Raw genomic sequence first — 24,899 nt, forward strand, 5'->3', positions numbered from 1 at the left:
GGAGTTCTGCCCATGCCGCACCCGTTTCTCACCGGCACCCGCCGCACGTTCCTGTTCGGGGCGAGCGCGCTGATCGGCAGCTCTGCCTTTGCCAAGACCGCCAAGGGCGGCGGTCAGGCGGAAAAGCTTGATGTGATCGTCGTCGGCGCGGGGCTGGCAGGTCTCAATGCCGCGCATGTGCTTGAAAGCCAGGGTCTGAAGGTCGCGGTGGTCGAGGCGAATGACCGGGTCGGCGGGCGGCTGCGCACCGGCCGCGCCGAAGGCTATAGCGCGGAACTCGGCGGCAGCGAGGTCGGACCGCTCTATGGCCGCGTGCGCAATGCCTGCGCGCAGTTCAATGTCGGGCTGGTCGATCAGGACGCCAAGGCGACACCCTTCGTGCTCAATCTGGAAGGCCAGATGATCCTGCCCAAGGACTGGGCCAATTCCAGCGCCAACCACACCATCGGGGCCGAGCGCGAGATCCTGCCGTTCCTGATCCAGAACAAGCTGTTCTTCGACTGGGTGCCGTTCGAGGACCCGGCAGACTGGCTCGACCCCAAATATTACGAGCACGACATGTCGGCTGCCGCCTATATGCGCGCGCGCGGCGTCTCCGAAGCGGCGATCCGGCTGGCCGATGTCGATCTGAACGGCCCCAGCGTCCATTCGGTCTCGGCGATGAGCATCTTCCGCGATCTGGCGCGGATCAAGGTCGAGGGCTTTCGCGACCCCAGCAAGCCGCAATATGGCGCGGGTGCGAACAACAAGAGCCATGCGATCGAGGGCGGATCGGACATGCTGCCCAAGGCGATGGCCGCCGCGCTGAAGGGCCGGGTGATGCTGAACACGCCGGTCGCCGCGATCGACCAGACGGCGGACGAGGTCGAGGTGCGGCTGATGGGCGGTGAACGCCTGCGTGCGCGCTTCTGCGTGATGGCCGCGCCCTTCTCGGCGGTGCGCTATATCAACTTCACCCCCGGTCTGCCGCCGGCCCAGGCCAATGCGGTCGAAGGCGCGATCTATTCCGCCACCACGCAATTCCATTTCCGCGTGCTCAAGCCCTTCTGGGAGGCCGATGGCTTGCCGCCCTCAATGTGGTCCGACCGCTATTTCGAGCGCGCGTTCGTGATGAGCGGGCGCGGCGGCCCGCACGGATCGCTGATCGTCTGGATGAACGGCGATGGCGCGACCAAGCTCAACTCCATGCCAGTCGACGCGCAGCGCGCCTTCATCATGGCCGAGCTGGTGGCGACGCGCCCGTCGATCCAGGGCGCGCTGGAGCCGTTGGTCGAATATAGCTGGGAGAAGAACCCGTTCGTTGGCGGCAACAAGCACTGCTTCGCTGCTGGCCAGGTGAAGATGTTTGCGCGCGAAATGGCGCTGCCGCACGGGCGCATTCACTTTGCGGGCGAGCATCTGCGGCGAATGGAGCCGGGCATGGAATCGGCGATGGAGACGGCGGAGATCGCCGCGCTGGAAATCCTTGAGCGCGCGTAAGGCCCTCGCCGGGCTGGCGCTGGCGCTGCTGGCAACCGCCGCGACGCCGGCGGACGATGCGACCTATCGGGCGCGGTTCGCGGCCTTCATGGCCAATCCCGCGCAGTTCGACTACAGCCCGATGGAGGCCGTGCCCGGGGCCCGCCGGGTCAGGCCGCTCCTCACCCGCGCTGCGCCAACCATTGCCGCCAATGCGCTCAATGAGGCTGCGCGCTATGCCGAAGCGAACCGGTCCAGCGCGTTTCTTGTCTGGCGCGATGGCGCGCTGGAAAGCGCACGCTATTTCGGTGGCACCACGCGCGATACGCCGCTGGTCTCCAAATCGCTCGCCAAGCCGCTGACCGCGATCGCCATCGGCCGCGCGATCCGGCTGGGCAAGATCAAGGGGCTGGACCAGCCGATCGCGGATTTCATCCCCGAGCTTGCCGGAACGCCCAAGGCGGCCATCCGTGTCCGGCATCTGCTCGACATGCGTTCAGGCCTTCTCGACCAGGGCTATTCGCCCGATCCCGAACATCCCTGGAACCGCGCCTATCTCGATACCGACCACGGCAATTACATCGTCAGCAGCTATCCGCTGACCGATGCGCCGGGCAGCCGCTATGCCTATGCCAATGCGCCGAGCGAACTCATCGCGCTGGTGATCGAGCGCGCCACCGGGCGGCGCTATGCCGAGTTTCTGAGCCGCGAGGTGATGGCACCTTTGGGGGCAGCGGGCGGCGAAGTGTGGGTCAACCGACCCGGCGGCCTCGCGCATTCGGGCTGCTGCATCAAGCTGCCTGCAGAAACCTGGCTGAAGCTCGGGATCCTGCTGCTCGACGATGGTGTCGTCGGCGGCAAGCGGCTGCTGCCCAGGGGCTATGTCCGCGCGATGCGCACCGGTACGCCGCAAAACCCCAATTTCGGCCTCGGCATCTGGCTGGGCGAGCCCTATCGCGAGCGGCGCGGCTTTGGCGCGCCGGGCGCGGCCGGTCCGCAGGTGCTGCATTCGGAGGCCTATCTGGACCCCGAGCTGTTCCTGTTCGATGGCAATAGCAACCAGACGGTGCATATCAGCCCGAAGCACCGGCTGATCGTGCTGCGCATGGGCGAAACGCCGCCCAAGACCCCCGAATGGGACAACGCAAGGCTGCCCAACCTGCTGATCCGGGGGCTTGGGGCGCGCTAAGCCCTATTTCTTGCGGTTATAGCCCGGCGTTTCGGGCGGCACCTGTTCGGCATAATGTTCCAGCGTGCCGATGACGCCCAGGTCCGGGCCATCCTGCGGCTCCTCGAACAGGTCGGGCCGGTCGCGCTCGACGCGCTTGCGCACAGCCACCGGCACATCGTCCATGCCGCCGGTGATCTTGTAGGTGTGCATCCGCCCCATCAGCACGCCATCGACCCCGCTCTTGCCCATGCGCATCCACGGCCACCACGGGGCCTGACGCATGAAGCCGCCGGTATAGGGCGCGGACACGATATCGCGGTCGTCGATCGCGGCGCGCGGGGTGAACAGGGTGAAATGCTCGGACGGATTGACGCGGCTGCCGGTCGATGCCCTGGGCCAGCCCTCGGGCGTCACCGGGTTGGTATATTCATGCGCATAGTCCCAGCCGAGCAGATACTGGTCGCCGATGGGCTGCCAGGGCAACCGATAAGGCTCGCCCGCACCGCCTTTTCCGATGTCGTTGTTCACCGTCTCGCCATCGCCGACCTTGAAGACCTTGCGCGTGAGGCCCAGCGTGCCGCGGAACTTGTCGTTGAGGAAGTTGAACACCTCCACCCGCTCGCCGGTCCAGGGATTGTCCCAGTGATCGAGGATCTCGCCGGTCGCAAGATCGGTGAAATAGCCGCATTCCTTGCCGATGACGCGGACCGATCCATCGGGCTGAATGGCGTTGCGGATGTTGCCGAAGCCGCAATAGCCGAACACCGGCTTGGCGCGATTGGCACCGACGATCGCATATTGCACGCCCTGATAGCCCGAGAGCACCGCCTTGTCGCCGATCGTGCCCCACATCTTGGCAAAGCCGTACAGGTTGTCGCGCGGGTCCATGATGTCGAGCGGGCGGATGTTGCCGCCCTTGGCCTGCCTGGCCAGCGCGATACCGGGCATGGCCGAGACCGCACCCAGCCCGGCCACGCCGCCCAGCAGCGTGCGGCGCGACACGCTCGCGCATAGCTGTTCATAGATCATCGCAGACGTCCCCTTTGGTCGGCGGTCAGACGACCGCGCAGACGGTTTTCCATTCGAGATAATTGTCGAGCGCCGCGCGCCCGCTGTCGCGGCCATGGCCCGATTGCTTGATGCCGCCGATCGGCAGCGCCGCGTCGTACATCAGGTGGCAGTTGATCCAAACCGTGCCCGCCTCCAGCGCATCGCCCATGCGGTGCGCGTGGCTGAGCGACTGGGTCCACACGCTGGCGGCCAGACCATAATCGCTGTCATTGGCGGCCGCGATAACGGCGTCGGTGTCGTCGAAGCTCTGCGCCACCAGCACGGGGCCGAACACTTCTTCGCGCACGATCGCCATGTCGGGCGTCACATCGGTGATCACCGTGGGCTGCATGAACGTGCCCGCATCGCCGAACCGCTCGCCGCCCGTCAGTACGCTGGCACCTGCGGCCCTGGCACCGCTGACAAAACCCTCGACCCGCTCGGCCTGCAGGCGCGATACCAGCGGGCCCATCTGCGTTGCCGGATCAAGCCCGTGCCCCGCCGTCAGCCCTTGCGCATATTTCGCGACGCCCTCGAGCAGCTGGTCGCGGATCGCGCTGTGGACGTACAGCCGCGAACCGGCGACGCAGACCTGGCCGCCGTTGAAGAAGATCGCATTGGCGACGCCCGGAATCGCAAGCTCCAGATCGGCATCGGGCATCACGATCATTGGCGACTTGCCGCCAAGCTCCAGGCTGACGCGCTTGAGATTGCCCTTGGCCGCATCGATGATCGCGCGGCCCGTCTGGGTCGATCCGGTGAATGCGATCTTGTCGACCTTGGGATGCGCCGCCAGCGCTGCCCCCGACTCGCCGCCCAGCCCGGTGACGATGTTGAGCACGCCAGCGGGAACGCCTGCCTCCATCAGCAATTCGCCGAGCCGCAGCGCGGAGAGCGAGGTGTTCTCCGCAGGCTTGAGCACGATTGTGCATCCCGCTGCCAGCGCGGGTGCCAGCTTCATCGCGGTCAGCACCAGCGGCGAGTTCCACGGCACGATCGCACCGACCACGCCGACCGGCTCGCGCTTGGTCCATGTCGCCATCTTCTTGCCCGCCGGCTGATAATCGATCGACGATTCGATCACCTGGCCTTCGATCGCCATCGCCTGGCCAGCGAAGAAGCGGAACTGATTGACTGCGCCGGGAATTTCGGCCCAACGCCCGACGAACAGCGGTTTGCCCTGGTCGAGCGTCTCGATCTCGGCGAGTTCGTCGATATGCGCCTCGATCAGATCGGCGGCGGCCCAGAGGATCTTGGCACGACCCAGCGGCGTGGTCGCTTTCCAGCCCGCCAGCGCAGCGCGCGCCGCCGCCACCGCCGCGTCGATCTCCGCCGCCCCGCCACGCGGCAGCACGCCGATCTCGTCACCGATCGCCGGATCGACCGTGGCGAACGTCTCGCCTGAACCTTCGCTCCAGCTGCCATCGATCAGCAGCCCCGCCCCCCTGCCACGACGGGCGAGAAATTCGGTGACGGCGGGCGAGATCTGCGGACGGGCAAAGGCCATGCTTTTGGGTCTCCATGCAATGAGGTGAGGCTAGAAATTCGTGGCCTGCATGTAATCATTTCGGGACCATCAACCGCAAGGCGGATAAATCGCGCTTGCCCCGTGTCGGGTCCGGGGCGAACATGGTCGAACCCGAGCCTGGACGCATCAGGAGCGGTTGAGGTCGATGGGGGATAGCATCAACGAACTGGCAGCAAGGCTGGCACAGGCGCTGGGCGAGGCACAGGTGATCACCGCGCCCGACCGCCTCGCCTTTTATGCGCATGACGTGTTCGCACATGGCACAGAGGCTGTCTGCATCGTGCGGCCAGTGGACAGCGCAGGCGTGCAGACCGCCGCACGGCTGTGCGCCGAGGCCGGGGTGGCGATGGTGCCGCGCGGCGGCGGAGCTTCTTATTCCGACGGCTATATCAGCAACATGCCGCATGTGCTGTTCGATCTCTCCGCGCTGCAGGCGATCGAAATCGATGCGGAAAACGCCTGTGTCCGCGTCGGCGCGGGGGTGACCTGGGCGGCGCTCAAGGCCGCGCTCGATCCGCTCGCCCTGCGCACGCCCTTCTGGGGGCCGTTCTCGGGGATAGCCGCAACGATCGGCGGCGGCATGAGCCAGAACACGATCAGCCATGGCAGCGGCGCGCACGGCATTTCGGCGCAATCGGTGATCGGCATGGAGGTGGTGCTGGCCGATGGCACGCTGATGAACACGGGCATTTCGGACGCCACCCGCCATTACGGACCCGATCTGACCGGACTGTTCACCGGCGATTGCGGCGCGCTTGGCCTCAAGGTCGCGGTAACGCTGCCGCTGATCGCCGCGCGGCCCGCCTTCGACACAGCCAGCTTTTCCTTTGCCGATTTTGCCAGCTACCACCGGTCGGTCAGCCAGCTGGCGCGCGAGGGGCTGGACGAAGAGCATTTCAGCATCGATCAGGCGCTGTCTCAGGGCCAGATCGCCCGGTCCGAGGGCACGGCGGCACGGCTCAACATCGCGCGCAACGTGATGCGGGCCGCGCCCAATCCCGTCTCGGGCGTCGTTCAGCTCGCCAGGATGGCGCTGGCAGGCGAAGGCGAGATGCGCGAGGCGCAGTATAGCTGCCATGTCATTGTCGAGGGCGTCGACAAGGCCGATGCCACCGCGCGGCTGGGTCGCATCCGTGCGATCATGACGCGCGAGGGGCAGGAGATTGCCAATACCGCCGCCGCCTTTGTCCGATCGATGCCGTTTGCGCCGCTGTACAATGTGCTGGGCCCCAAGGGCGAGCGCTGGGTTCCGCTGCACGGTATCTTCACCCACCAGGCCGCCGACGCCTTCCATGCCGATTTCACCGCGCTGCTGGAGGCGCGCAAGGCAGAGATGGAGCGGCTGGGCGTGTGGACCGGCACGATGTTCAGCAGCATCGGCGGGCATGGTCTGCTCTACGAGATCGCGATCTACTGGCCCGACACGCTGACCCCCTATCATCGCGAGATACTGGGCGCGGACTATCTGGCGGGCATCCCGGCTTATCCCGAAAGCCCCGAGGCACGGGCTGCGGCACATCAGCTCAAGGCGGACCTGATCGCCCTGATGCAGGCGCATGGCTCTGCGCATTTCCAGATCGGCCGCGCCTATCCCTATCTGGATCGGCTGGACCCTGCGGCGCGTGCGCTGCTCAAGGCGACCAAGGCCGCGCTCGACCCCCAAAACCTGATGAACCCCGGCGTGCTGGGGCTCTGAACCCGCCGCACAAGCTTTGCAGAGGCTCTCGATGGACTATGATTATATCCCGCTCCCCCAGCGCCAGCCGCTGAAATGGCCGAACGGGGCGCGTGTCGCGCTGATCCTCACCTTCAACCTTGAAACCTGGGACCTCACCAAGGATACCGACAAGCCCTATTATGCCGGCGGTCCCGCGATCCTGCCCGATGTGCTGCCCGGCAACACGCCCGATTTCCCCAATTTCACCTGGCGCGAATATGGCCAGCGTGTCGGCATCTGGCGCTTGTTCGACCTGTTCGACCAGCTGGGCGCGAAGGCCAGCTGCACCACCAACGCGGTGACCTTCCAGCGGCGCAAGGCGATGACCGATGCGGTGCTGGAGCGCGGCTGGGAACTGCTCACCCACAATTGGGAACAGGGCGAGCTGCTGACCAATTTCGCGCATGAGCCCGAAAAGGAGCGCGACATCATCCTGCGATCGCTCGCCGAGTTCGAAAAGCATACGGGCCGCAAATCCAAGGGCTGGCTGTCGAGCTCGCTGCGCGGGACGATGCAGACCGCCGATATTCTCGCCGAGCAGGGCTGCACCTTCTACTGCGACATCATGAACGACGATCAGCCGTACCTGCTGCGCACCCCCAACGGCCCGATCGTGTCGGTGCCCTATTCGAACGAGATCAACGACTTCACCTTCATCACCCGCAAGAATTTCACCACCGATCAGTTTGCACAGGCGCTGATCGAGGAGCTGGACGTGCTGTACGAGGAAGGCGCGGTCACCGGGCGGATCATGAATGTCGGGCTGCACCCGCATGTCTCGGGCCGCGCGCACCGCATCCGCGCCATCCGTGAGTTCATCCAGCATGCGCAGTCGCTGCCGGGCGTGTGGTGGGCGACGCGCGAGGAGATTGCCGACTGGTATCTGGCGAACCATGAGAGCCATATTCCGGGGCAGCTGGGATGAGCAGCCCACACATCCTGATCGCTGGCGGCGGGATTGGCGGGCTGACGGCGGCCGCCGCGCTGGCGCAGGCAGGCTTTGCGGTCACCGTGCTGGAGGCTGCCCCCGAGTTCGGCGAGATCGGCGCGGGCGTGACGCTATCGCCGAATGCGATGCGCGGCTTCGATTTCACGGGCTGCATGGAAGCAGTCGCCGCCGCCGGGGTCGAGCCCAAGCGCCAACGCATCCAGCACTGGCAGGATGGCCGCGCGCTGCTGACGCTCGAGCGGGCCGATGCGCGCGAGAAATACGGCGCGCCCTATGTCTACATCCACCGCGCCGATCTGCACGCGATCCTGGTCGAAACCGCGCGAAGGGCGGGCGTTGTGCTGCGTGCAGGCGCGCAGGTGGTGGCGAGCGAAGGCACGACCGTTAAGCTCGCCAATGGCGAGACGGTGGACGGCGATGTGCTGGTCGGTGCCGATGGGCTCAAATCCGCGATACGTGACCGGTTCGAGCCGGTTTCTGCCCATTTCACCGGGCATGTCGCCTGGCGCGCGGTGGTACCGGTGACCGATGCGCTGCGCCCGCTCGTCGACTGGCCGGGCATCCATATCGGCCCGGGCAAGATGATCACCCGCTATCCGGTGCGCGGATCGACCCTGCTCAACATGGTGTTCTTCGCGCGGCAGGGTGGCTGGCAGGACGATGGCTGGACCATCCCCGCAGTGCCTGGCGAATTGCGCGCGCTCTATGCCGATTGGGAACCGGAGGTGCAGGCGATGATTGCGGCGGCCGAAGCCGTACCGCATTTCCGCTGGGCACTGAACGCACGCCAGCCGCTGACGAGCTGGATCGTCGATGACCGGGTGACGCTGCTCGGCGATGCAGCGCATGCGATGACGCCGTTCCTGGGACACGGTGCGGCCTGTGCCATCGAGGATGCGGTGGTGCTGGCGCGCGCGCTGGCAGCCTCTGCCACGCCAGAAGAGGGCCTGCAGCGCTATCAGGCTGCGCGGATCGAGCGCACGACGTTTATCCAGGCCGAATCCAATGCCAATGCCGATCGGATGCAGGGCCAGGAGACCGACCTGTTCGGGCTGGGCGAGTTGCGCAATGAAGAGACGCTCGGCCTGTTCGACTATGACTGCCGCACCGTTGCGGTGTAAGGATTTTGAGCACATGACGACCCTTCCCCTGCCGTTTGACGGCCACCCGGTTTGCGACGCCACGCGCGCCTTTCTCGCGCGCCCGCACCGGCTGTTCATCAACGGCGCCTGGTGCGATGCCAGCGGCGATGGCTGGATGGAGACGCGCGATCCGGCGACAGGCCTGGTGGTGGCGCGCTTTGCCGTGGGCGAGGCCGCTGATGTCAACGCAGCGGTCGTCGCGGCGCGCAATGCCTTCGATGGCGGCTGGGCGCGGTCGCAGCCCGCCTATCGCGCTGCACTGCTGCGCAGGCTCGCCGATCTGATGCAGCGCGACGCACAGATGCTCGCCGAACTCGAGGTGATCGACAGCGGCATGCCGATGTTCATCGCCAGCCTGACGGTGAGCAACTGCGTCGAGATGCTGCATTATTATGCAGGGCTGGCCGGGATCATCGAGGGCACCACGACCACCCCGCCCGCGCATGTCAGCATGGAGGCCGAGGCGCTGACCTATACGCTGCGCGAACCGGTCGGGGTCGCCGCGCATATCATCCCCTGGAACGTGCCGCTGTCGATGGCGATCCTGAAGCTCGCCCCCGCGCTGGCTGCCGGGTGCACCAATATCGTCAAGCCCAGCGAAGAGACACCGCTCACCGCCCTCGCCCTGGCCGATCTGGTGGCAGAGGCAGGCTTTCCCGCGGGCGTCGTGAACATCGTCAACGGCACCGGTGGCAGCGTCGGCGCGGCGCTGGCCGGGCATCCGGGGATCGACAAGGTGGCGTTCACCGGATCGACCGCGACCGGACGGCGGATCGTCGAGGCGGCGCTCGGCAACCTCAAGAAGGTGACGCTGGAACTGGGCGGCAAGTCGCCCGTCGTGGTGATGCCCGATGCGGACCTGTCGATCGCCATTCCCGGTGTCGCAATGGCGACCTATTTCCTCGGCGGGCAGAACTGCATGGCGGGCACGCGCATCTTTGCGCATGCCGATATCTATCAGGAACTGATCGAAGGGCTGGTCGCCTTTTCGCAAGGCCTGGTCGTCGATCATGGCCTGGCTCCCGGCTGCATGATCGGGCCGATGGTCTCGCAGGCGCATGCCGCCAAGGTGATGGGTTATATCGCGCGCGGCCTGAGCGAGGGTGCGACACTGCGCACCGGCGGGCAGCGGCTGGACCGACCCGGCAATTTCATCGCGCCAACCATATTCACCGCGACCACCCCTGACATGGGGATCGTCGCTGACGAGATTTTCGGTCCCGTCATGGCGGTGCAGAGCTTCGACACGCTCGACCCGGACGAGATCGCACGGATGGCGAACAACTCGCCTTATGGGCTGTCGGGCAGCGTGTGGACGACCTCGCTATCTGCCGCGCACAAGATCGCCGCGCGCATCCGCTCGGGCCATGTCTCGATCAACTGCCATGGCGCGGTGGCGCACAACATTCCGTTCGGCGGCTATGGCCAGTCGGGCTGGGGCCGCGAATTCGGGCGCGAGAGCCTGGACAATTATCTGGAAACCAAGGCCGTCACCGCCCGGCTCTAGGCCGCAGCGACGGTGTCCGATGACGCCCGGTCCAGCGCCTCGCCGATCGCCTTGGCGGTGGCGAGCAGCTCGGGCAGATAGCTTTCCAGCGCGTTCTCAAGCTTCAGCGCCGAGGCGAAGAAGACAAGGGTCATCGCCGCCTCGAACCGGCCCTGCTTGAAGATCGGCACCGCGATCGACGAGGTCTTGCCCGGCGTGTGGTTGAAATAGTTGCGCCCCTGCACCGCATAGCCGCGCGCCCGGATGCCCTCGGCATTCAGCGCCAGTTCCGCCGCCGCGAGATAATTGGGGTCGATATCCTGGTCGGCGCGCATCCATTTGAGGATCTGCGCGCGCTCCTCGTCATCGGCATAGGCCATCGAGAGCTTGCCCGAAGCGCTGTCGAGCAACGGCAGCGTGAAACCCGGATAATATTGCGCGAAGGTGAGCGAGGTGTTCGCGTGGGTGGAATCGCGCAGCATCATGTTCTTGCCCACGCGGATGGCGATCGACACCGGCCAGCCGATCTTGCGGGTCAACGCAACGATATGCGGCCGCGCGGCTTCGACCAGCACCCCATCCTGCTGGTATCCGCTCGACAGGCTCTGCACCAGCAGCGTCGGGCGATAGCGCTTGCGCGCCGGTTCCTGCTCGATCAGGCCCTCATACAGCAAGGTCTGCACGATACGGTGCGCCGTGGGATAGGGCACATTTGCGGCGCGCGAGATTTCCATCATCGTCATCGACCGGTTGCGGTTGATCGCCTTCAGCGCCGCAATCGCACGGCTGAACGACTGGATCGGAACACCCTTCATGGCCACAGCCCCCTTATCGCTGCTGCGCCGCCCCATGGCGGGTCCGGCGGCACGGGAATGCTGCGTCAAACTATCCGGATGGTGGCAGACTTTCCAGTTTTATCCGACAGGCGGATATTTGCGGCTCCAGATGCCGATGATCGCGGCACCGGTGAGCGTCAGCAGCGGCGGGATCAACCCGAACGCCAGCCCGACGCCCAGCACCGCGCTTTCGCTCTGCGGCAGGCCCGCGACCGCGCGCGCGGCATCAAAGCCGAAGGCGGAGAGCACAAGGCCGGTCAGCAGCGTTCCGCCGAGCGCAAAGGCGATCTTGTCCGCCGCGATCCAGGCTGCGGAGTAGAGCCCCGAATGGTCGGCATCATCGGCGGCGATATCCGCCAGCATCGAAAAGCCGATCACCGTCCAGCCCGAATTGCCGATGGCGGCGGTGAAGGCGAGGACATAAGCGACCCAGATCGGCTGGTCCGCCAGCGCCAGCCAGACCATGTAGCTGAGCGAATAGACCACAGAGCCCGCGATAAAGGCAGCAGGCTTGCCGAAACGCCCGGCGGCCCAGACCCACATCGGCTGCGCAGCGATGATCCCGGCGCATGCGCTGAGGATGATCACGCCGATGACCTGCAACGCGTCGGTGCGGCCCGACTGATAGGTGAGGAAATAGAGCATGGTCGCATAGCCCATGCCGCTGCCGGTCAGCTGCAGGAAATTGGCGGCAAACAGGCTGGCAAAGCGGCGCTGCGCGAACAGTCCGGCCATCGCCCCGAAGCGCAGCGGCGGCGTGGCAGACACGCCCTGGACCCCATCAGCCTTGCGCCCGATGCCGAAGAACGCGAGCAGCAGCGAGGCTGAGGCGATGACCGACAGCACCATTGCCATCTGCTTGTACCCGCCCGGCCCGCCGCCGAAATGCTCGACCAGCGCCGGGGCAACCGCGCCTGCGGTCAGCACGCCGATCGCGGTGAACACCAGCCGCCAGGCCATCAGCACGGTACGCTGGCGCTCGTTGCTGGCTAGTTCGCTGGCAATGGCGAGATAGGGGACCGAGAAGGTCGCAAAGACCATCATGTACAGGCTGAAGGTCATGATGACCCAGGCAACGCGCAGCGCATTGTCGCCATCGGGCACGCGGAACAGCAGGTTGAGCGCCACCGGTGCGAGTACCGCGCCGACCAGCAGCCAGTAACGGCGCGGCACCCGTCCCTTCAGCCGGTCGGACAGCATGCCGACGGCAAAGTCGCTGCCCACGCCGAACACCAGCTTGGGCAGGAAGATCGCCGCGCCAGCGAGCGCGACATCCATGCCGGCAACATTGGTGAGGAAGAACAGCAGCAGCAGCGAGGGGATGTCGCGGAAGATCTGCCCCGCAATCTGCCCGACGCCATAGCCGACCTGACCGCCCAGCGTCAGCCGGACCCGCTCGGGCGGCACAGTCGCCGCCAGCGCTGCTGCCGCCTCGCTCACGGACGCGGCGGCATCGGCGGCAGCACGGGCGCTGCAGGCGGCTGGGGCGGTGTCCAGCCCGGCGGTACCGGCGCGGGCTTCTGCGTCTGCTTGTAGTTTTCAAGGCTGGACAGCGACGGGCCGTAGTCTTCAGTCGGTGCGGTCAGATAGCCCGGATCGATCTTGCGCGCTGCCTCGACCAGATCGGCAGGCAGGTCCTTGATGCCATTGGTCATCGTGCCGAACGAGGCGAAATAGTTGATGAAGCCGGGGGCCTCACCCATCAGCATCCAGGGCAGCCACGGGGTGATGCGCGACCAGCTGCCGGTGACCGGAATGGCGGTCAGCCTGGTGTTCTGGATATCCGCCTTGTTGACGAAGAACAGGAAATGTTCGGACACGCGGTTGAAGGCGCCAGCCGATTCGCGCGGCCACTCCCTGGGCTGCAGCGAGGCGGGGTAGAACAGGTCGATACCCGTCTCCAGGATCAGCGTGTTGCCGGGGCCATCGCTCCAGTTGAGCAGGAACGGCTCGGGCGGGCGGGTATCCTTGTTCAGCCCGCCATAGCTGGGCGGCTGCGGCTTGGTATCGCGAATGTCATAGTTGAACGGATCGTTGGCGATCGGAACCACCTTCACCGTCTCGCCGGTATAGGGGTTTTTCCAGCTGTCCATGATCTTGCCGGTCTCAAGGTCGCGGTAGAACACCACTTCCTTCAGCACGCGCCGCCAGTTGCCATCGGGCAGGCGCAGCGTGCGGACGACCGAAAAGCCGTCGATCTTGAACAGCGGCTTCACCTTTTCATTGTCGCGCACGCCATAGACTGTGCCCGTGATGCGGCTGACCTTCTGCTTGGACACATCCAGCTCACCATCGATCCTAGCATAGGTATCGCGGTTCCAGACAGGGTTCTTGAGGTCGATCTTGCTGACGAAGGAAGGCACTTTCGGGCTCTTGGCCATGGCCGTGCCCGCCATCATCAGCCCGCCCGCCGCCATGGCCAGCGCCAGCCGCTTGAAAATCGTCGATCCCTGCTGTGCCATCACGTCCTCCTGTTGGCGCCGCGTCATTGCAACAGATTGATGGCAAACACGCCAGCCTCCGCAGAACTTGTGCACAACTATCCACGTGCCGGATATTCCGTGCCTGGCGCGCTTGCCTTGCCAGGGCACAATCGGCGAAGCTGCCTGCGCCGGTCAGCCGATCTGCCCGCTATTCGGAGATGCCTTATGCTCAATTGCTTCCAGCAGGCGCACCACGAGATGCTGCCCAGGCCCACGCATGACGAGGCATCGCGCCAGGAATTTGCCAAGAGCCTCAAGGGCTTCATCCAGTCGGGCCTGCTCCCCGGCCTCGCCCCGGTTTACCAGACCCGCGCCGCCAGGGCGTTCGAGCGCGAAGAGGGCCGCGCGCCTGCCGATCGCCGCGATATCCGCAAGGCGATGGTCAGTGATCCTTATTTCCAGCTCTATGCCAGCATCAACCGCATCGCGCAGGAGCTGCTGTGGGAATCGACCAACCTGTCGGTCGAACGCGAGCTGCCCGAGCTGATCGAGAAGGCCAAGGCGCTGAGCGCCGCGAGCAAGGCGCAGCTGGTGATCCCGGAGGGCTTCGTGCCCCCGCGCTATGTCACCGCGCTCGACATCCATTGCATGCCCGGCGGCTATGCCAGCGAGGTCTGCGAAGACGACGTCTCGGTCGGCGTGCTCTACGATCGCGGCGTGTTCCTCTATTCGATGGGCTATGGCGGACCGCATAACGACGACATGGGCCGTTCGGTGTGCAACTACATCCAGCGCAACATGCCCGAGTTCAAACCGCGCCGCATCCTCGACATGGGCTGCACTGTCGGCCACTCGACCTTGCCCTACAAGGAATATTTCCCGGAGGCCGAAGTTTGGGGCATCGATGTCGGGGCCCCTTGCATCCGTTATGCGCATGCCCGCGCAGCCGCCCTGGGGCACGACGTCAATTTCGCGCAGATGAACGCGGAAGAGACCAGCTTTCCCGACGGTCATTTCGACCTTGTCGTCAGCCATATCCTGCTGCACGAGACCAGCGGCAAGGCGATGCCGCGCATCTTCAAGGAGGCCTATCGGCTGCTCTCGCCCGGCGGGCTGATGATCCATGCCGATCTGCCACCGTTCGACCTGATGGACCCGTTCACCCAGTTCATCCTCGACAACGAGACCTGGTACAATAACGAGCCGTTCTGGGGCGCGATGCGCGACATGGACCAGATCGCGCTGTCCGAGGCCGCCGGTTTTCCCAAGGGCGAAGCGCGCTTCACCACCGCGCCGATGGCGATCATGGAATTCATGGGCGCAGGCTATGCCGCAGACGCGACCGAAAGCGTGGCCGATCGCGAATTCACCGCGGGCGAATATGCCCCGGGTGGCGGCTGGGAAGTGCTGATCGCGCAAAAGCCCGTCGATCTCGCGCAAGCTGCCTGAGACAAGGAACAGAGCCATGACCGAAGCTGCCGATCGCCCGCATGTCATCAAGGACGCCAAGGGCAAGCGCCCGCAATTCCATGCCGAACCGGGCATCGACCAGCTGATGTCGATGGTGATGGTGCTGGCAGGTGAAGTCTGCATGCTGCGCGACCGCATGGACGCGCAGGAGCGGGTTGCCAAGCTGCACGGCATCAATCTGGCCGAAGGCATCGATGCGCTGACACTCGACGACGAGGCGCTGCAGGCGCGCGAGGCCTATCGGCAGGACTTTCTCGACCGATTGTTCTATCTGGCGCGCAAGGAGGCGAACGAAGCCGCGGCGCAGGAAAGCGACGAGGGCTATCGTGCGACGATTGCGGATATCGCGGTCAACTAACGCCGCATCAGCCGTTCGCCGGGCCGCGTGCCGACGCTCGCGATGACAGACTTGCGCGCCGCCGCGCTCCCCTGTCCCCAGCCCTTGAGCATCTGCACCGACAGCGAAGCGGCGCGATCGAGCTGCGAGAGCTGCTTTGGCCCCGGCAGTTCCGGGCGGCAGATTGCGCCGCCGAAATAATGATCGACCCCGTCGAGCACCAGCGCGAACCGGTCACCCCCTGTCGCCGCCGCCTCATAGGCGAGCAGATGCCCCTCCCAGCCCGGCGCACCCGGCGGAATGTCCGCCGTGCCGGTCTGGATCAGCGCTGGCACGGCAAGCCCCGCATAGCCCGCAGCATCGATCAGTGGCGGCATCGCCCCGGGCGGCGAGAAGGCGAGCACCATGCTGGCGCGCGGATCGGCCACCGGCCCGGCCACGCCCTCGGGCAGCAGCGGCTTTGCCCCACCCAGCGCCAGTGCCGCCATCGCGCCATAGCTGTGCCCGGCGGCGACATAATGCCGGTGCGCGATCGTCGCGGTGACGCCGCGCATATCCTCGATCCGCGCAGCCCAGCCCGCCAGCCCGGCAAAGCTGGCGCGGTCGGGGTGGTCGGTGGAATCGACATGCAGCGGCGCGAGCACCCGGTATCCGGCGCGCATCCAGGGGCCGAACAGCGCCTCGTATTTCCAGGGGGCAGAGGCCGCGCCATGGCCGAAAAAGATGCTGCCCATCGCCCTGCCCTGGGGTTCGTAGAGCCAGGTGCGGCAGATGCGCCCGCTCGGCAAGGCGATGTCCAGCACCTTGGCGACCGGCACGCTTGCCGCCACCGGCCAGCGCGCAAGCGCGCCCAGAGCAAGGGCAGAGCCGATCAGGCTGCGTCGGGTCGGGCCGTACGTCATGCGCTCATCTCATCATCGCCCCTGCTGCCCGGCCAGATACAGGCGGACACCCTCCGCCAGGCGGATAAAGTCGGCACAGGCTGGCATGGCGCGCGATATTCGGCAAGCATGCAGCGCGAACGGAAAGAACGGGATGAACGCCATGGCCAGGACAGCAACCGCAATCACCGCCTGGGCCTTGCTGGCCGCGACGACGGCGCTCGCACAGGGGGTGCAGGTTGCCACGCCACCTCCGCCGCCGCCCGCGTTCGATAGCCAGACCCCTGCGCCAGCCCCCGATTATGCTGCGGACAGCGCCTGGGCTGCGCTGCCCGGCGTGCCCGGCCCGGCCGATACGGTGCCGCAAGGGCGCAAGGCCGACAGCAAGGTGCACGGCGTCGATGTGTTCTACGTCCACCCCACCACCTTCCGCACGCCCGACCGCTGGAATGCCGACCCTGCGGACCAGCGGTTGAACGACTGGACCGATGCCAGCGTCATCGCGCGCCAGGCGGCGGTGTTCAACGCCTGCTGCAACATCTTCGCCCCGCGCTATCGCCAGGCCTCGTTCCTGGCGACGCGCGACCGGTTCATGGAAGGCGATGGCGGCAAGGCCTATGCGCTCGCCTATTCCGACGTGCTGCGCGCCTTCGACCAGTGGCAGGCGAGCCGCAACCAGGGCCGCCCGTTCATCCTGGCCGGGCACAGCCAGGGCGGCGAGATGCTGATGCGGCTGCTCGCCGACCGGATCGACGGCACCCCGCTGCAAAAGCGCATGGTCGCCGCCTATGCCATCGGCATCGACTTTTCGGTCGGCACTTTCGGCCGCCGATACCGCACATTGAAGCCCTGCGATACGCCGGTGCGCACCGGCTGCGTGCTCGCCTGGAATGCAGTGACGCCCGAGGCCGATCTCAAGCTGCTCGGCGGCTTTGCGGGCGCCCGCTTCGCGCATGTCTATGGCACCGAGGAGGGCAAGCAGTCGCTCTGCGTCAATCCGCTGACCTTTGCGATGTCCAGGCCCAACGCGCCACGCACCGCATCGAAGGGTGCAGCGCCGGGCGATCCCGGCATGGGCCCGGTGCGCGCGCTGGTCGCAGGCAAGGTCGCCGCAAAATGCGACAGCGGCTTTCTGGTGGTCGATGCCGACCCCGCGCTGGAACTGAAACCGCTGCCCGGCGGCAGTCTGCACTATCACGAATACGGGCTGTTCTATGCCGACATCCAGGCCAATGTCGCCCGGCGCATCAAGGCGATGCGCCGCTAGATCGGGCTTAGGCGTCCCAGAGCGGTGCCAGGATGGCCGCCGGGTCCTTCAGCACCTCGGGCTTGCGCGCGGCGGTCGCCTCCAGCCAGGCCGGCGGCAGCGAATCCGGATGCGCATTCTGGCGGCCGATGCCGCTGGCGGTGAGGTGGCCGGGCCGGTCGCCCATGCCCAGCCACGGCCGCCAGGACACGACATTGGTATAGCTGACGTCCGAGGTGACCCGCGTTGCGCCGGGCTTCATCAGATCGCCCTTGCGCGCGTGCAGCACGGTGTTGTCCGAATAGCGGAAGGGCTTGCTCGCGCCCGGGAACATCGCGGCAGAGCGCATCTGTTCGCTCACCCAGACATCGTCGCCGCGCACGACAAAGGGCAGCACATCATGTTCGATGGTAAGGCCGGGAATGGGTTTGGGGAGATGGAAGGACAGGTCCCGCCCGAAGATCGAGGCCGAGGGCTGGAAGCCGCCGCTAGGCACCGTGCAGTCCTGATTGGTATAGGGGTTGCGGAACGTATCCATCGCCTTGCCGGTCGCCGGATCGGTGAACCAGGCAAGCTCGAAGCTGACCGAGCGATAGGAGCCATCGTCCAGCCGCCGGGTGCGCGAGAACACGGCGGAGGAGACTCCGAACAGCGGCGTCATCTGGTCCTCGACCACGCCGAAATAGCTGGCCTGCACCCAGTTGGTGATCAGATCCTCGTCGAGTGCGCAGCGCATCATCATGAAGGTACGCTGGCGGCCTTCGGGGCTGGTCACGTCAAGCGCCGGTCCCGATGGAGCGGCGAGCAGCCGTGCCGGAGCCGAGAGGGCAGCGCCGGTTGCAAGCATTCCGGCAAGGGCTTCACGGCGGCGGATCATGGCTGGCGGTCCTTCATGCGGCCAAATCAAAAGGGGCACAGATCCGGCGCGGACCTGTGCCCCAGGGGTATCAGAACTTCACGCCCGCCGTGACACCAAAGCGGCGACGCTCACCCAGATAGGCTTCCGGGATCGAGAAGGCCGACGGGAAACCGGCGCGCGGCTGGTTGATCGCGTTCTGCACATAGGTCTCGTCGAGCAGGTTGTTGGCCCAGAGCGAGAAGCTGTAGCGGTCGCTTTCGATGCCGATCCGGGCGTTGACCAGGGTGCGCTCGCCAAAGCTGATCGTGTTGATCAGGTTGTTGAACGCAGGGCCGCTGTAGTTGACATCGACCCGGCCCTTGAAAGCCCAGTCATCCGACAAGGGCACGTTGGCAACAGCATGCAGGTTCCACTGCGTCTTGACCGAGCGCTGCGGGCGCAGGCCTTCCAGCGTCGGGACGAACTGGGTGCCGCCATTGGCGGTGGGCACCGCGATGATTGCCGGACAGCCGGGCGCACTGCCGAAGGTCGCAGCCGTGGTACCGGTGCGGCACTGCGGAATCTGCGATCCATCATAGGCGCCGGGGCGGAACTTGGGATCGGAATAGATGAAGCTGCCGCCGATCGAGAACATGTCCGTGATGTCCCAGTCGGCCTGTATTTCGACACCCTTGGCGCGCAGGGCGCCAGCATTCTGCACGATGCGCACCGGGTTCACCGCGGTCGGGTTCTGGGTGAATGCCGAAATCTGCGCATCCTTCCAGTCAACATAGAAGAACGAACCGTTGATCGTCACCCGGCGGTCGAACAGGCGGCTCTTGAAGCCGGCCTCGTAGGTCCAGTTGGTTTCTTCCTCATAAGGCACTTCGCTCGCCAGGATGCCGGTCGCGCTGACCGGGTTGGCGGTGTTGAAGCCGCCCGAACGCACGCCCTTGGCCGCCGAGGCATAGAGCAGGATGTCCTCGGTCGGACGGTAATCGAGCGTGAAGCGCGGGGTGAAGCTGTTGAAGGTGCGCTTGAAGATCGGGCCGATCACCGGGAAGGTGCCCGCCGCCGGGATGGTCGTGCCGTTGATCAGCTGGTTAATGCGCGGCGCGGAGGTCGGGTTGGAAATCGAGAAGACCTGCGCCTGCTTCACGTCCGAATTGTAGCGCGCTTCGGCATTGAAGCGGAAGTCGCCGAGTTCATAGCCGACAGCACCGAAGATCGAGAAGGTCTTGGTGCTGGCCCGCGAATAGTTGCCAAAGACCTGGCCGAGGTTGCTGTCGGGCACCAGGAAGATGTTGGCGGTAAAGTCATACGGGCCGACGCCGGTCGCCGCCGGCGTGGCAAGCTGGTTGACCTGCACCAGCCGCTCGTTGGCGGCCAGGCCGGCCCCATCGGCACCAAGGCCGCCTGCGGCGAGCGGGATGCGCGAGTTGAAATAATAGCCGCCCAGGATCCACTGGAACGGCGATTCATTGTCCGACTGGATCCGGATTTCCTGGCTGAAGGTCCGCACCCGCTCGACCGTGCCGATCGACAGGTTGACGCGCGTCAGCCGGGTATAGGGCGCATTGGCGAAATTGGTGCCGCAGCTGGGGTTGGTGGCATTGCCCAGCGTGCAGACGCCGAACTGGGTGCCGCCCGAGGTCAGGTCGTAATCGCTGGTGCCGCGATTGTCGGCCCAGGTGAAACCGGTCACGCTGGTCGCCTTGACGCCCTTGATCCGGCCTTCCAGCGTCAGCGAGACCTGCTTGTTCTTGGCGACGGTATCCTTGAGCAGCGGAGAGACATCGCTCACCTTTTGCGGCTGAAGCTCGCCGCAGAACAGCAGCGGAATGCCGGTTGCGGCATTGACGTTGCCGCAATTGAGGCTGCGGACGGGCAGGCCGTAAACCGGCGACACTTCAGCCTCCGAATGCGTGACAAAGCCGGACAGCAGCGCGCGGAAATGCTCGCTCGGTTCGAATTCGAGCGCGCCGGAAATGGCGTATTTCTCGAACCCGCCCAGATTGTCGCCGCGGGCTCCGGCATTGGTGCCAAAGCCGTCATAGGTGACATAGCCACCCGCCACGCGTGCGCGCAGCGTGTCGCTGATCGGCACCGACAGCGCGCCGCGAATACGATAGTCCTCGTCGACCCCGGCGGTGACCTGCAGGCTGCCGGAGAGATCGCGGCTGGGCTTGCCGGTGCTGATCGCCATCGCGCCGGCAAAGGTCGATCGGCCGAACAGCGCGCTCTGCGGGCCCTTGGCGATTTCGATCTGGCCGACATCGAGCACCGAGATGATGTCGATGGTGTTGCGGCTGGTCTGGTAGATACCGTCGATGAACACGCCGACATTGGCCTCGACGTTCAGGTCGTTGGCGGTGTTGCCGGGGGCGAGACCGCGGATATAGATCGTCTGCGTATTGCCGCCCGCGATATTGTTCATCACGATGCCGGGCGTCGAATTGCCCAGATCGGCCAGCGTCTGGATGTTGCGCTCGGCCAGGTCCTCGGCCGAAAATGCGTTGATGACGATCGGCACGCTCTGGACGTCCTCGTCGCGCTTGCGCGCCGTCACCACGATCTCGGACCGGTTGCCTTCATCTTCTGCCGCCGCCGCGTCCTGCGCGCTGGCGGGGGCCGCGATGGCGATGCCGCCCAAGGCGACGCCGGAGAGAAGTACCGAACGGGCCAGGCCCGATGCGCTCAAAACTTTCATGATCTCAATCCCCCAAATGGACACCTGGCCTGGTGACTTTTCCCTTCTGCTCCGTTATGCGCCGCGCCACGACGCCCGGATCGAACATGCCGCCTGTCTCATTGTCCGGACAGGCTTGCTCCTGACAGGGCAGATGAGCGCATGAACCCCTCGCTTCATGCAAATCCGCGTCGGCCATCTATCCGCCTGTCGGTCATTAGCCGCCGCTTCCTGCTGCCGGAAGACCGCATGGCGGATAGACGGACGCAGCCAGAAGGTGCAGCGGAGCCGCCAGCGGCATCGGCCGCCCCTCCCCAATGGAGACAAAGGACTCAATCGCATGGCCAACCCGATTTTGCGCAAGAAACTCGATTCCGGACGGTTTTTCGTCGTCCCCGGCGTCCAGGACATGATCGCGGCGGTGATCGCCAACAAGGTCGGGTTCGATCTGGTCTATGGCACCGGCTATTGGCTCACCGCATCCGCCTATGGCCTGCCCGATGCGGGCATCGCCACCTATACCGAGATGCGCGACCGCATGGCGACTCTGGTGAAAACCAGCAACGCGGCCGTCATTGCCGATGGCGATACCGGCTATGGCGGGCTGCTCAACGTCCACCACACCGTGCGCGGCTATGAGGCCGCGGGCGTCACCGCGATCCAGATCGAGGATCAGGAATTTCCCAAGAAATGCGGCCACACCCCCTATCGCCGGGTCATTCCGGTCGAGGAGATGGTCGAGAAGATCAAGGTCGCCAGCGCCGCGCGCGAGGACAAGGAGAATTTCCTGATCATCGCGCGCACCGACGCCCGGCAGAGCGAGGGCTTTGACGGCGCGATGCGGCGGATCGAGGCCTATGCCAAGGCGGGCGCCGACGTGCTGTTCCCCGAAGCGCTGGAAAGCGAGGAGGAGATGGCGCGCGCTTGTGCCCGGTTCGATGTGCCATTGATGGCGAACATGTCGAATGGCGGCTCCAGCCCGGTGCCGGTTGCCGATGTGCTGGCCCAAATCGGCTATGCCTATGCGATCTACCCCTCGCTGACCTCACTTGCCGCCGCCGCCGCGATGGAAAAGGCGCTGGTCGATCTGAAGACCAAGGGCATCGGCCAGCCCGACGGCCTGTTCAGCTTCACCGAATTCTGCTCGCTGATCGGGTTCGAGGATGTGTGGGCGTTCGAAAAGCAATGGGGCAAGGCGCAAGGCTGATCCGCATCAGCGCCAGAGCCAGGGTTGTGCCTGGCGCTGGCGCGCCTCGAACGCCGCGATGGCATCGCCGTCGCGCGCCAGGATGGCAGCGGTCTCGTCCCAGCCGTTGAGCAACGCCTGGCGCTGCGGTTCGGGGATAGCGAATGCCAGCGGTGGCGTATCGCCCGCCTGGATGGTGCACTGGTGCAGATCGACCGTGAACCTGTCGCCTGCCTGCGCGGCGCGGTGCAGCCCGGCCACCGCATCATCACCGAGCACCACCGGCAGCACGCCGTTGCGCAGGCAATTGCCGGCGAATATCTCGCCGAAACCGGGCGCGATGATGCAGCGCACCCCGCAGCCGAGCAATGCCCAGACCGCCTGCTCGCGGCTCGACCCGCAGCCGAAATTCGCGCCAGCAACCAGTATCGGCGCATCGTTCAGCCTGAAGCCGCGATCGGCAAAGGCATAGGCACCCAGCCCCTCGCGGGCGGTGATCGTCAGGAAGCGCGCCGGATAGATGACATCGGTATCGATATTGTCTTCGTCCAGGCTCGCGGCCTTACCCGTGATGCAGGTGAACGGCTCCATCACGCGTCGCCCATCAGCGTGCGAACATCGGCGATCCGCCCGGTCACTGCGGCGGCAGCGGCGCTGGCCGGGCTCATCAGATGCGTGCGCCCGCCCTGGCCCTGACGGCCTTCGAAATTGCGGTTGCTGGTCGAGGCGCAGCGCTCACCGGGGGCGAGCCGGTCGTCGTTCATCGCCACGCACATCGAACAGCCCGCATCGCGCCATGCAAAGCCGGCAGTGCGGAAGATATCCGCCAGCCCCTCGGATTCGGCCTGTGCCTTGGTCGCTGCCGATCCCGGCACGACCATCGCGCGGACGCCATGTGCCACGCTGCGCCCCTGCACCACCAACGCGGCCTCGCGCAGATCCTCGATCCGCGAATTGGTGCACGATCCGATGAACACCCGGTCGATGGCGATATCTGCCAGCGCCATCCCCGGCTCCAGCCCCATATAGCCGAGCGCGCGCGCGATCCGCGCCTGCTCGTCCGGGGCGGCGGATGCGGGATCGGGGACATGGCCGGTCACCGGCGCGCCCTGATCCGGGCTGGTGCCCCAGGTCGCCTGCGGTGCGAGCGCAGAAACATCAAGCGTCTCGATCCGATCGAATGCCGCATCGCCATCGCTGGCGAGCGTTTGCCAATAAGCGGCGGCGCGCTGCCAATCATCGCCCTGCGGCGCACCGGGGCGGCCTTGCAGATAGGCAAAGGTCACCGCATCGGGCGCGACCAGGCCGATGCGGCTGCCCGCCTCGATCGTCATGTTGCACAGGGTCATCCGCCCGGCCATGTCCATCGCGGCGATGGCCGGTCCTGCATATTCGACCGCAAAGCCCCGCGCACCGTCCGCACCGATCCTGGCGATCAGCGCCAGCGCAACATCCTTGGCCGATGCCCAGCGCGGCAGCGTTCCGGTCAGTTCCACCCGCATATTGCGTGCGCGCTTCTGCATCAGGCATTGGCTCGCCATCACCGTGCCGCATTCGCTCGCCCCGATGCCGAAGGCGAGCGCCCCGAACGCACCGTGCGTCGTCGTATGGCTGTCGCCGCAGACCAGGGTGATACCCGGCAGGGTGAAGCCCTGTTCAGGCCCGATGACATGGACGATGCCATGCCCTGCCCCGCTCAACGGGTGATAGCGCACCCCGAAATCGCGAGCATTGCCCTCAAGCTCGGCCACCTGCGCGGCGGCCACCGGATCGGAGGGAGCCTGATCGCGCGCGCGTGTCGGCACGGCATGATCGGCAACGGCCAGATGCGTTTCCGGGCGGCGCAGCCCCCGCCCGGCGCTGGCCAGCGCACGGAACGCCTGCGGGCTGCTCACCTCATGGACGAGCTGCCGATCGATATAGAGCAGGTCTTCTCCGCCCTCGCCGCGCCGGACGACATGCGCGTCCCACAGCTTGTCATAGAGCGTGTGCCCCATGGCCCCGTCAGGGCACAGGCTTCTTGAGATACGCGATCAGCGCCTTGCGATCGGCGGCATTGGGCAGGCCGGCAAAGGCCATGGTCGTGCCCGGCACCACCGCCTGGGGACGCTGCAGCCATTTGTCGAGCGTCGCCTCGTTCCAGACGATATTGGCCCCCTTCATCGCGGGCGAATAGCCGAAGCCCGCCACGCTGCCGCCCTTGCGCCCGACAATCGCCTGAAGGTGCGGACCGACCTTGGCCGGAGCCTTGGACGAAACCGCGTGACAGGCGGTGCAGCGCAGGAACAGGCGCTTGCCGAGCGCCGCCTCATCCTTGGCAGGCGCGGCCAATGCGGCGGTGCTGGCTGCGCACAGCGCAAGCACGATCAGGGGGCGGAGCATGGCTTTCATCGGTCATCTCGCATCGACATCAACTGCGCCATGCTTGCCTTGGCGGGGCGGAGCGGCGGAGCCCCGCTGGCAATCTGACCACCAGTCGGACAATCCGCCGC

21 protein-coding genes are annotated in these 24,899 nt (G+C 65.9%); 10 read left to right on the forward strand and 11 right to left on the reverse strand.

Annotation, left to right across the window (positions count from 1 at the left end; translation table 11 throughout):
- The first annotated feature begins 12 nt into the window (after positions 1-12).
- A complete protein-coding gene (locus OU999_11080) occupies positions 13-1,479 on the forward strand; it encodes an NAD(P)/FAD-dependent oxidoreductase (GenBank protein ID WAC22303.1) in 1,467 nt (488 codons plus the stop codon).
- Positions 1,466-2,647 carry a serine hydrolase gene (locus OU999_11085; protein ID WAC22304.1) on the forward strand — a complete coding sequence of 394 codons (1,182 nt, stop codon included), beginning with the start codon at positions 1,466-1,468 and terminating at the stop codon, positions 2,645-2,647. The genes OU999_11080 and OU999_11085 overlap by 14 nt, the downstream gene beginning before the upstream one ends.
- A 3-nt stretch (positions 2,648-2,650) precedes the next feature.
- On the opposite strand, the gene OU999_11090 is transcribed toward OU999_11085, so the two are convergent.
- Positions 2,651-3,658, reverse strand: a complete 1,008-nt coding sequence (locus tag OU999_11090; GenBank protein ID WAC22305.1) for a DUF1838 family protein — start codon at positions 3,656-3,658, stop codon at positions 2,651-2,653.
- 25 nt (positions 3,659-3,683) lie between these two features.
- The gene (locus tag OU999_11095; GenBank protein ID WAC22306.1) at positions 3,684-5,186 is read right to left on the reverse strand and encodes an aldehyde dehydrogenase family protein; all 1,503 of its coding nucleotides are present in this window, start codon (positions 5,184-5,186) and stop codon (positions 3,684-3,686) included.
- 166 nt (positions 5,187-5,352) lie between these two features.
- On the opposite strand from OU999_11095, the gene OU999_11100 reads away from it, so the two are divergent.
- The 4 genes from OU999_11100 to OU999_11115 are packed head-to-tail and all read left to right on the forward strand — an operon-like array spanning position 5,353 to position 10,522.
- Complete coding sequence (locus tag OU999_11100) at positions 5,353-6,903, forward strand: FAD-binding oxidoreductase (protein ID WAC22307.1); 1,551 nt, start codon at positions 5,353-5,355, stop codon at positions 6,901-6,903.
- Between the two features lie 31 nt (positions 6,904-6,934).
- A complete protein-coding gene (locus OU999_11105) occupies positions 6,935-7,849 on the forward strand; it encodes a polysaccharide deacetylase (protein ID WAC22308.1) in 915 nt (304 codons plus the stop codon).
- Positions 7,846-8,994 (forward strand): FAD-dependent monooxygenase, encoded by a 1,149-nt coding sequence (locus OU999_11110; protein WAC22309.1) that lies wholly within the window; start codon positions 7,846-7,848, stop codon positions 8,992-8,994. The genes OU999_11105 and OU999_11110 overlap by 4 nt, the downstream gene beginning before the upstream one ends.
- Positions 8,995-9,007: 13 nt before the next feature.
- Positions 9,008-10,522 carry an aldehyde dehydrogenase family protein gene (locus tag OU999_11115; GenBank protein ID WAC22310.1) on the forward strand — a complete coding sequence of 505 codons (1,515 nt, stop codon included), beginning with the start codon at positions 9,008-9,010 and terminating at the stop codon, positions 10,520-10,522.
- Here OU999_11115 and OU999_11120 read toward each other — a convergent pair.
- The 3 genes from OU999_11120 to OU999_11130 all read right to left on the reverse strand — a co-directional run bounded on the left by OU999_11120 (position 10,519) and on the right by OU999_11130 (position 13,799).
- Positions 10,519-11,316: a helix-turn-helix domain-containing protein gene (locus tag OU999_11120; GenBank protein WAC22311.1), complete on the reverse strand. Its 798-nt coding sequence runs from the start codon at positions 11,314-11,316 to the stop codon at positions 10,519-10,521. The genes OU999_11115 and OU999_11120 overlap by 4 nt on opposite strands.
- Positions 11,317-11,415: 99 nt before the next feature.
- The gene (locus tag OU999_11125; GenBank protein ID WAC22312.1) at positions 11,416-12,777 is read right to left on the reverse strand and encodes an MFS transporter; all 1,362 of its coding nucleotides are present in this window, start codon (positions 12,775-12,777) and stop codon (positions 11,416-11,418) included.
- Complete coding sequence (locus tag OU999_11130; GenBank protein ID WAC22313.1) at positions 12,774-13,799, reverse strand: DUF1838 family protein; 1,026 nt, start codon at positions 13,797-13,799, stop codon at positions 12,774-12,776. Before OU999_11130 ends, OU999_11125 begins: the two co-directional genes overlap by 4 nt.
- Positions 13,800-13,985: 186 nt before the next feature.
- Here OU999_11130 and OU999_11135 point away from each other — a divergent pair, with 186 nt between their 5' ends.
- Positions 13,986-15,209, forward strand: coding sequence for a class I SAM-dependent methyltransferase (locus OU999_11135; GenBank protein WAC22314.1), 1,224 nt, complete (start codon positions 13,986-13,988; stop codon positions 15,207-15,209).
- 16 nt (positions 15,210-15,225) lie between these two features.
- Positions 15,226-15,588 carry a hypothetical protein gene (locus OU999_11140; protein WAC22315.1) on the forward strand — a complete coding sequence of 121 codons (363 nt, stop codon included), beginning with the start codon at positions 15,226-15,228 and terminating at the stop codon, positions 15,586-15,588.
- Here OU999_11140 and OU999_11145 read toward each other — a convergent pair.
- Positions 15,585-16,469: an alpha/beta hydrolase gene (locus OU999_11145; protein ID WAC22316.1), complete on the reverse strand. Its 885-nt coding sequence runs from the start codon at positions 16,467-16,469 to the stop codon at positions 15,585-15,587. The two genes, OU999_11140 and OU999_11145, sit on opposite strands and share 4 nt — an antisense overlap.
- 142 nt (positions 16,470-16,611) lie before the next feature.
- On the opposite strand from OU999_11145, the gene OU999_11150 reads away from it, so the two are divergent.
- On the forward strand, positions 16,612-17,715 hold the full coding sequence (locus OU999_11150; protein WAC22317.1) for a DUF3089 domain-containing protein: 1,104 nt from the start codon (positions 16,612-16,614) through the stop codon (positions 17,713-17,715).
- Between the two features lie 7 nt (positions 17,716-17,722).
- Here the strand turns inward: OU999_11150 and OU999_11155 are convergent, their stop codons facing one another.
- Together OU999_11155 and OU999_11160 are read right to left on the reverse strand one after the other, a co-directional pair.
- Positions 17,723-18,571 carry a DUF1838 family protein gene (locus OU999_11155; GenBank protein WAC22318.1) on the reverse strand — a complete coding sequence of 283 codons (849 nt, stop codon included), beginning with the start codon at positions 18,569-18,571 and terminating at the stop codon, positions 17,723-17,725.
- 70 nt (positions 18,572-18,641) lie between these two features.
- The gene (locus OU999_11160; GenBank protein WAC22319.1) at positions 18,642-21,242 is read right to left on the reverse strand and encodes a TonB-dependent receptor; all 2,601 of its coding nucleotides are present in this window, start codon (positions 21,240-21,242) and stop codon (positions 18,642-18,644) included.
- 319 nt (positions 21,243-21,561) lie between these two features.
- On the opposite strand from OU999_11160, the gene OU999_11165 reads away from it, so the two are divergent.
- Entirely contained in the window at positions 21,562-22,428 is an 867-nt protein-coding gene (locus tag OU999_11165) for an isocitrate lyase/PEP mutase family protein (protein ID WAC22320.1), read from the forward strand.
- 6 nt (positions 22,429-22,434) lie between these two features.
- On the opposite strand, the gene leuD is transcribed toward OU999_11165, so the two are convergent.
- From leuD to OU999_11180, 3 genes are read right to left on the reverse strand one after another with little or no spacing between them, the layout of a single operon-like run.
- Complete coding sequence (gene leuD / locus OU999_11170; GenBank protein ID WAC25412.1) at positions 22,435-22,998, reverse strand: 3-isopropylmalate dehydratase small subunit; 564 nt, start codon at positions 22,996-22,998, stop codon at positions 22,435-22,437.
- The gene (gene leuC, locus OU999_11175; GenBank protein WAC22321.1) at positions 22,998-24,404 is read right to left on the reverse strand and encodes a 3-isopropylmalate dehydratase large subunit; all 1,407 of its coding nucleotides are present in this window, start codon (positions 24,402-24,404) and stop codon (positions 22,998-23,000) included. Before leuC ends, leuD begins: the two co-directional genes overlap by 1 nt.
- 7 nt (positions 24,405-24,411) lie before the next feature.
- On the reverse strand, positions 24,412-24,798 hold the full coding sequence (locus tag OU999_11180) for a c-type cytochrome (GenBank protein WAC22322.1): 387 nt from the start codon (positions 24,796-24,798) through the stop codon (positions 24,412-24,414).
- Positions 24,799-24,899 lie beyond the last annotated feature (101 nt).

The organism is Blastomonas sp. SL216 (assembly GCA_026625625.1).
Taxonomy (GTDB): domain Bacteria; phylum Pseudomonadota; class Alphaproteobacteria; order Sphingomonadales; family Sphingomonadaceae; genus Blastomonas.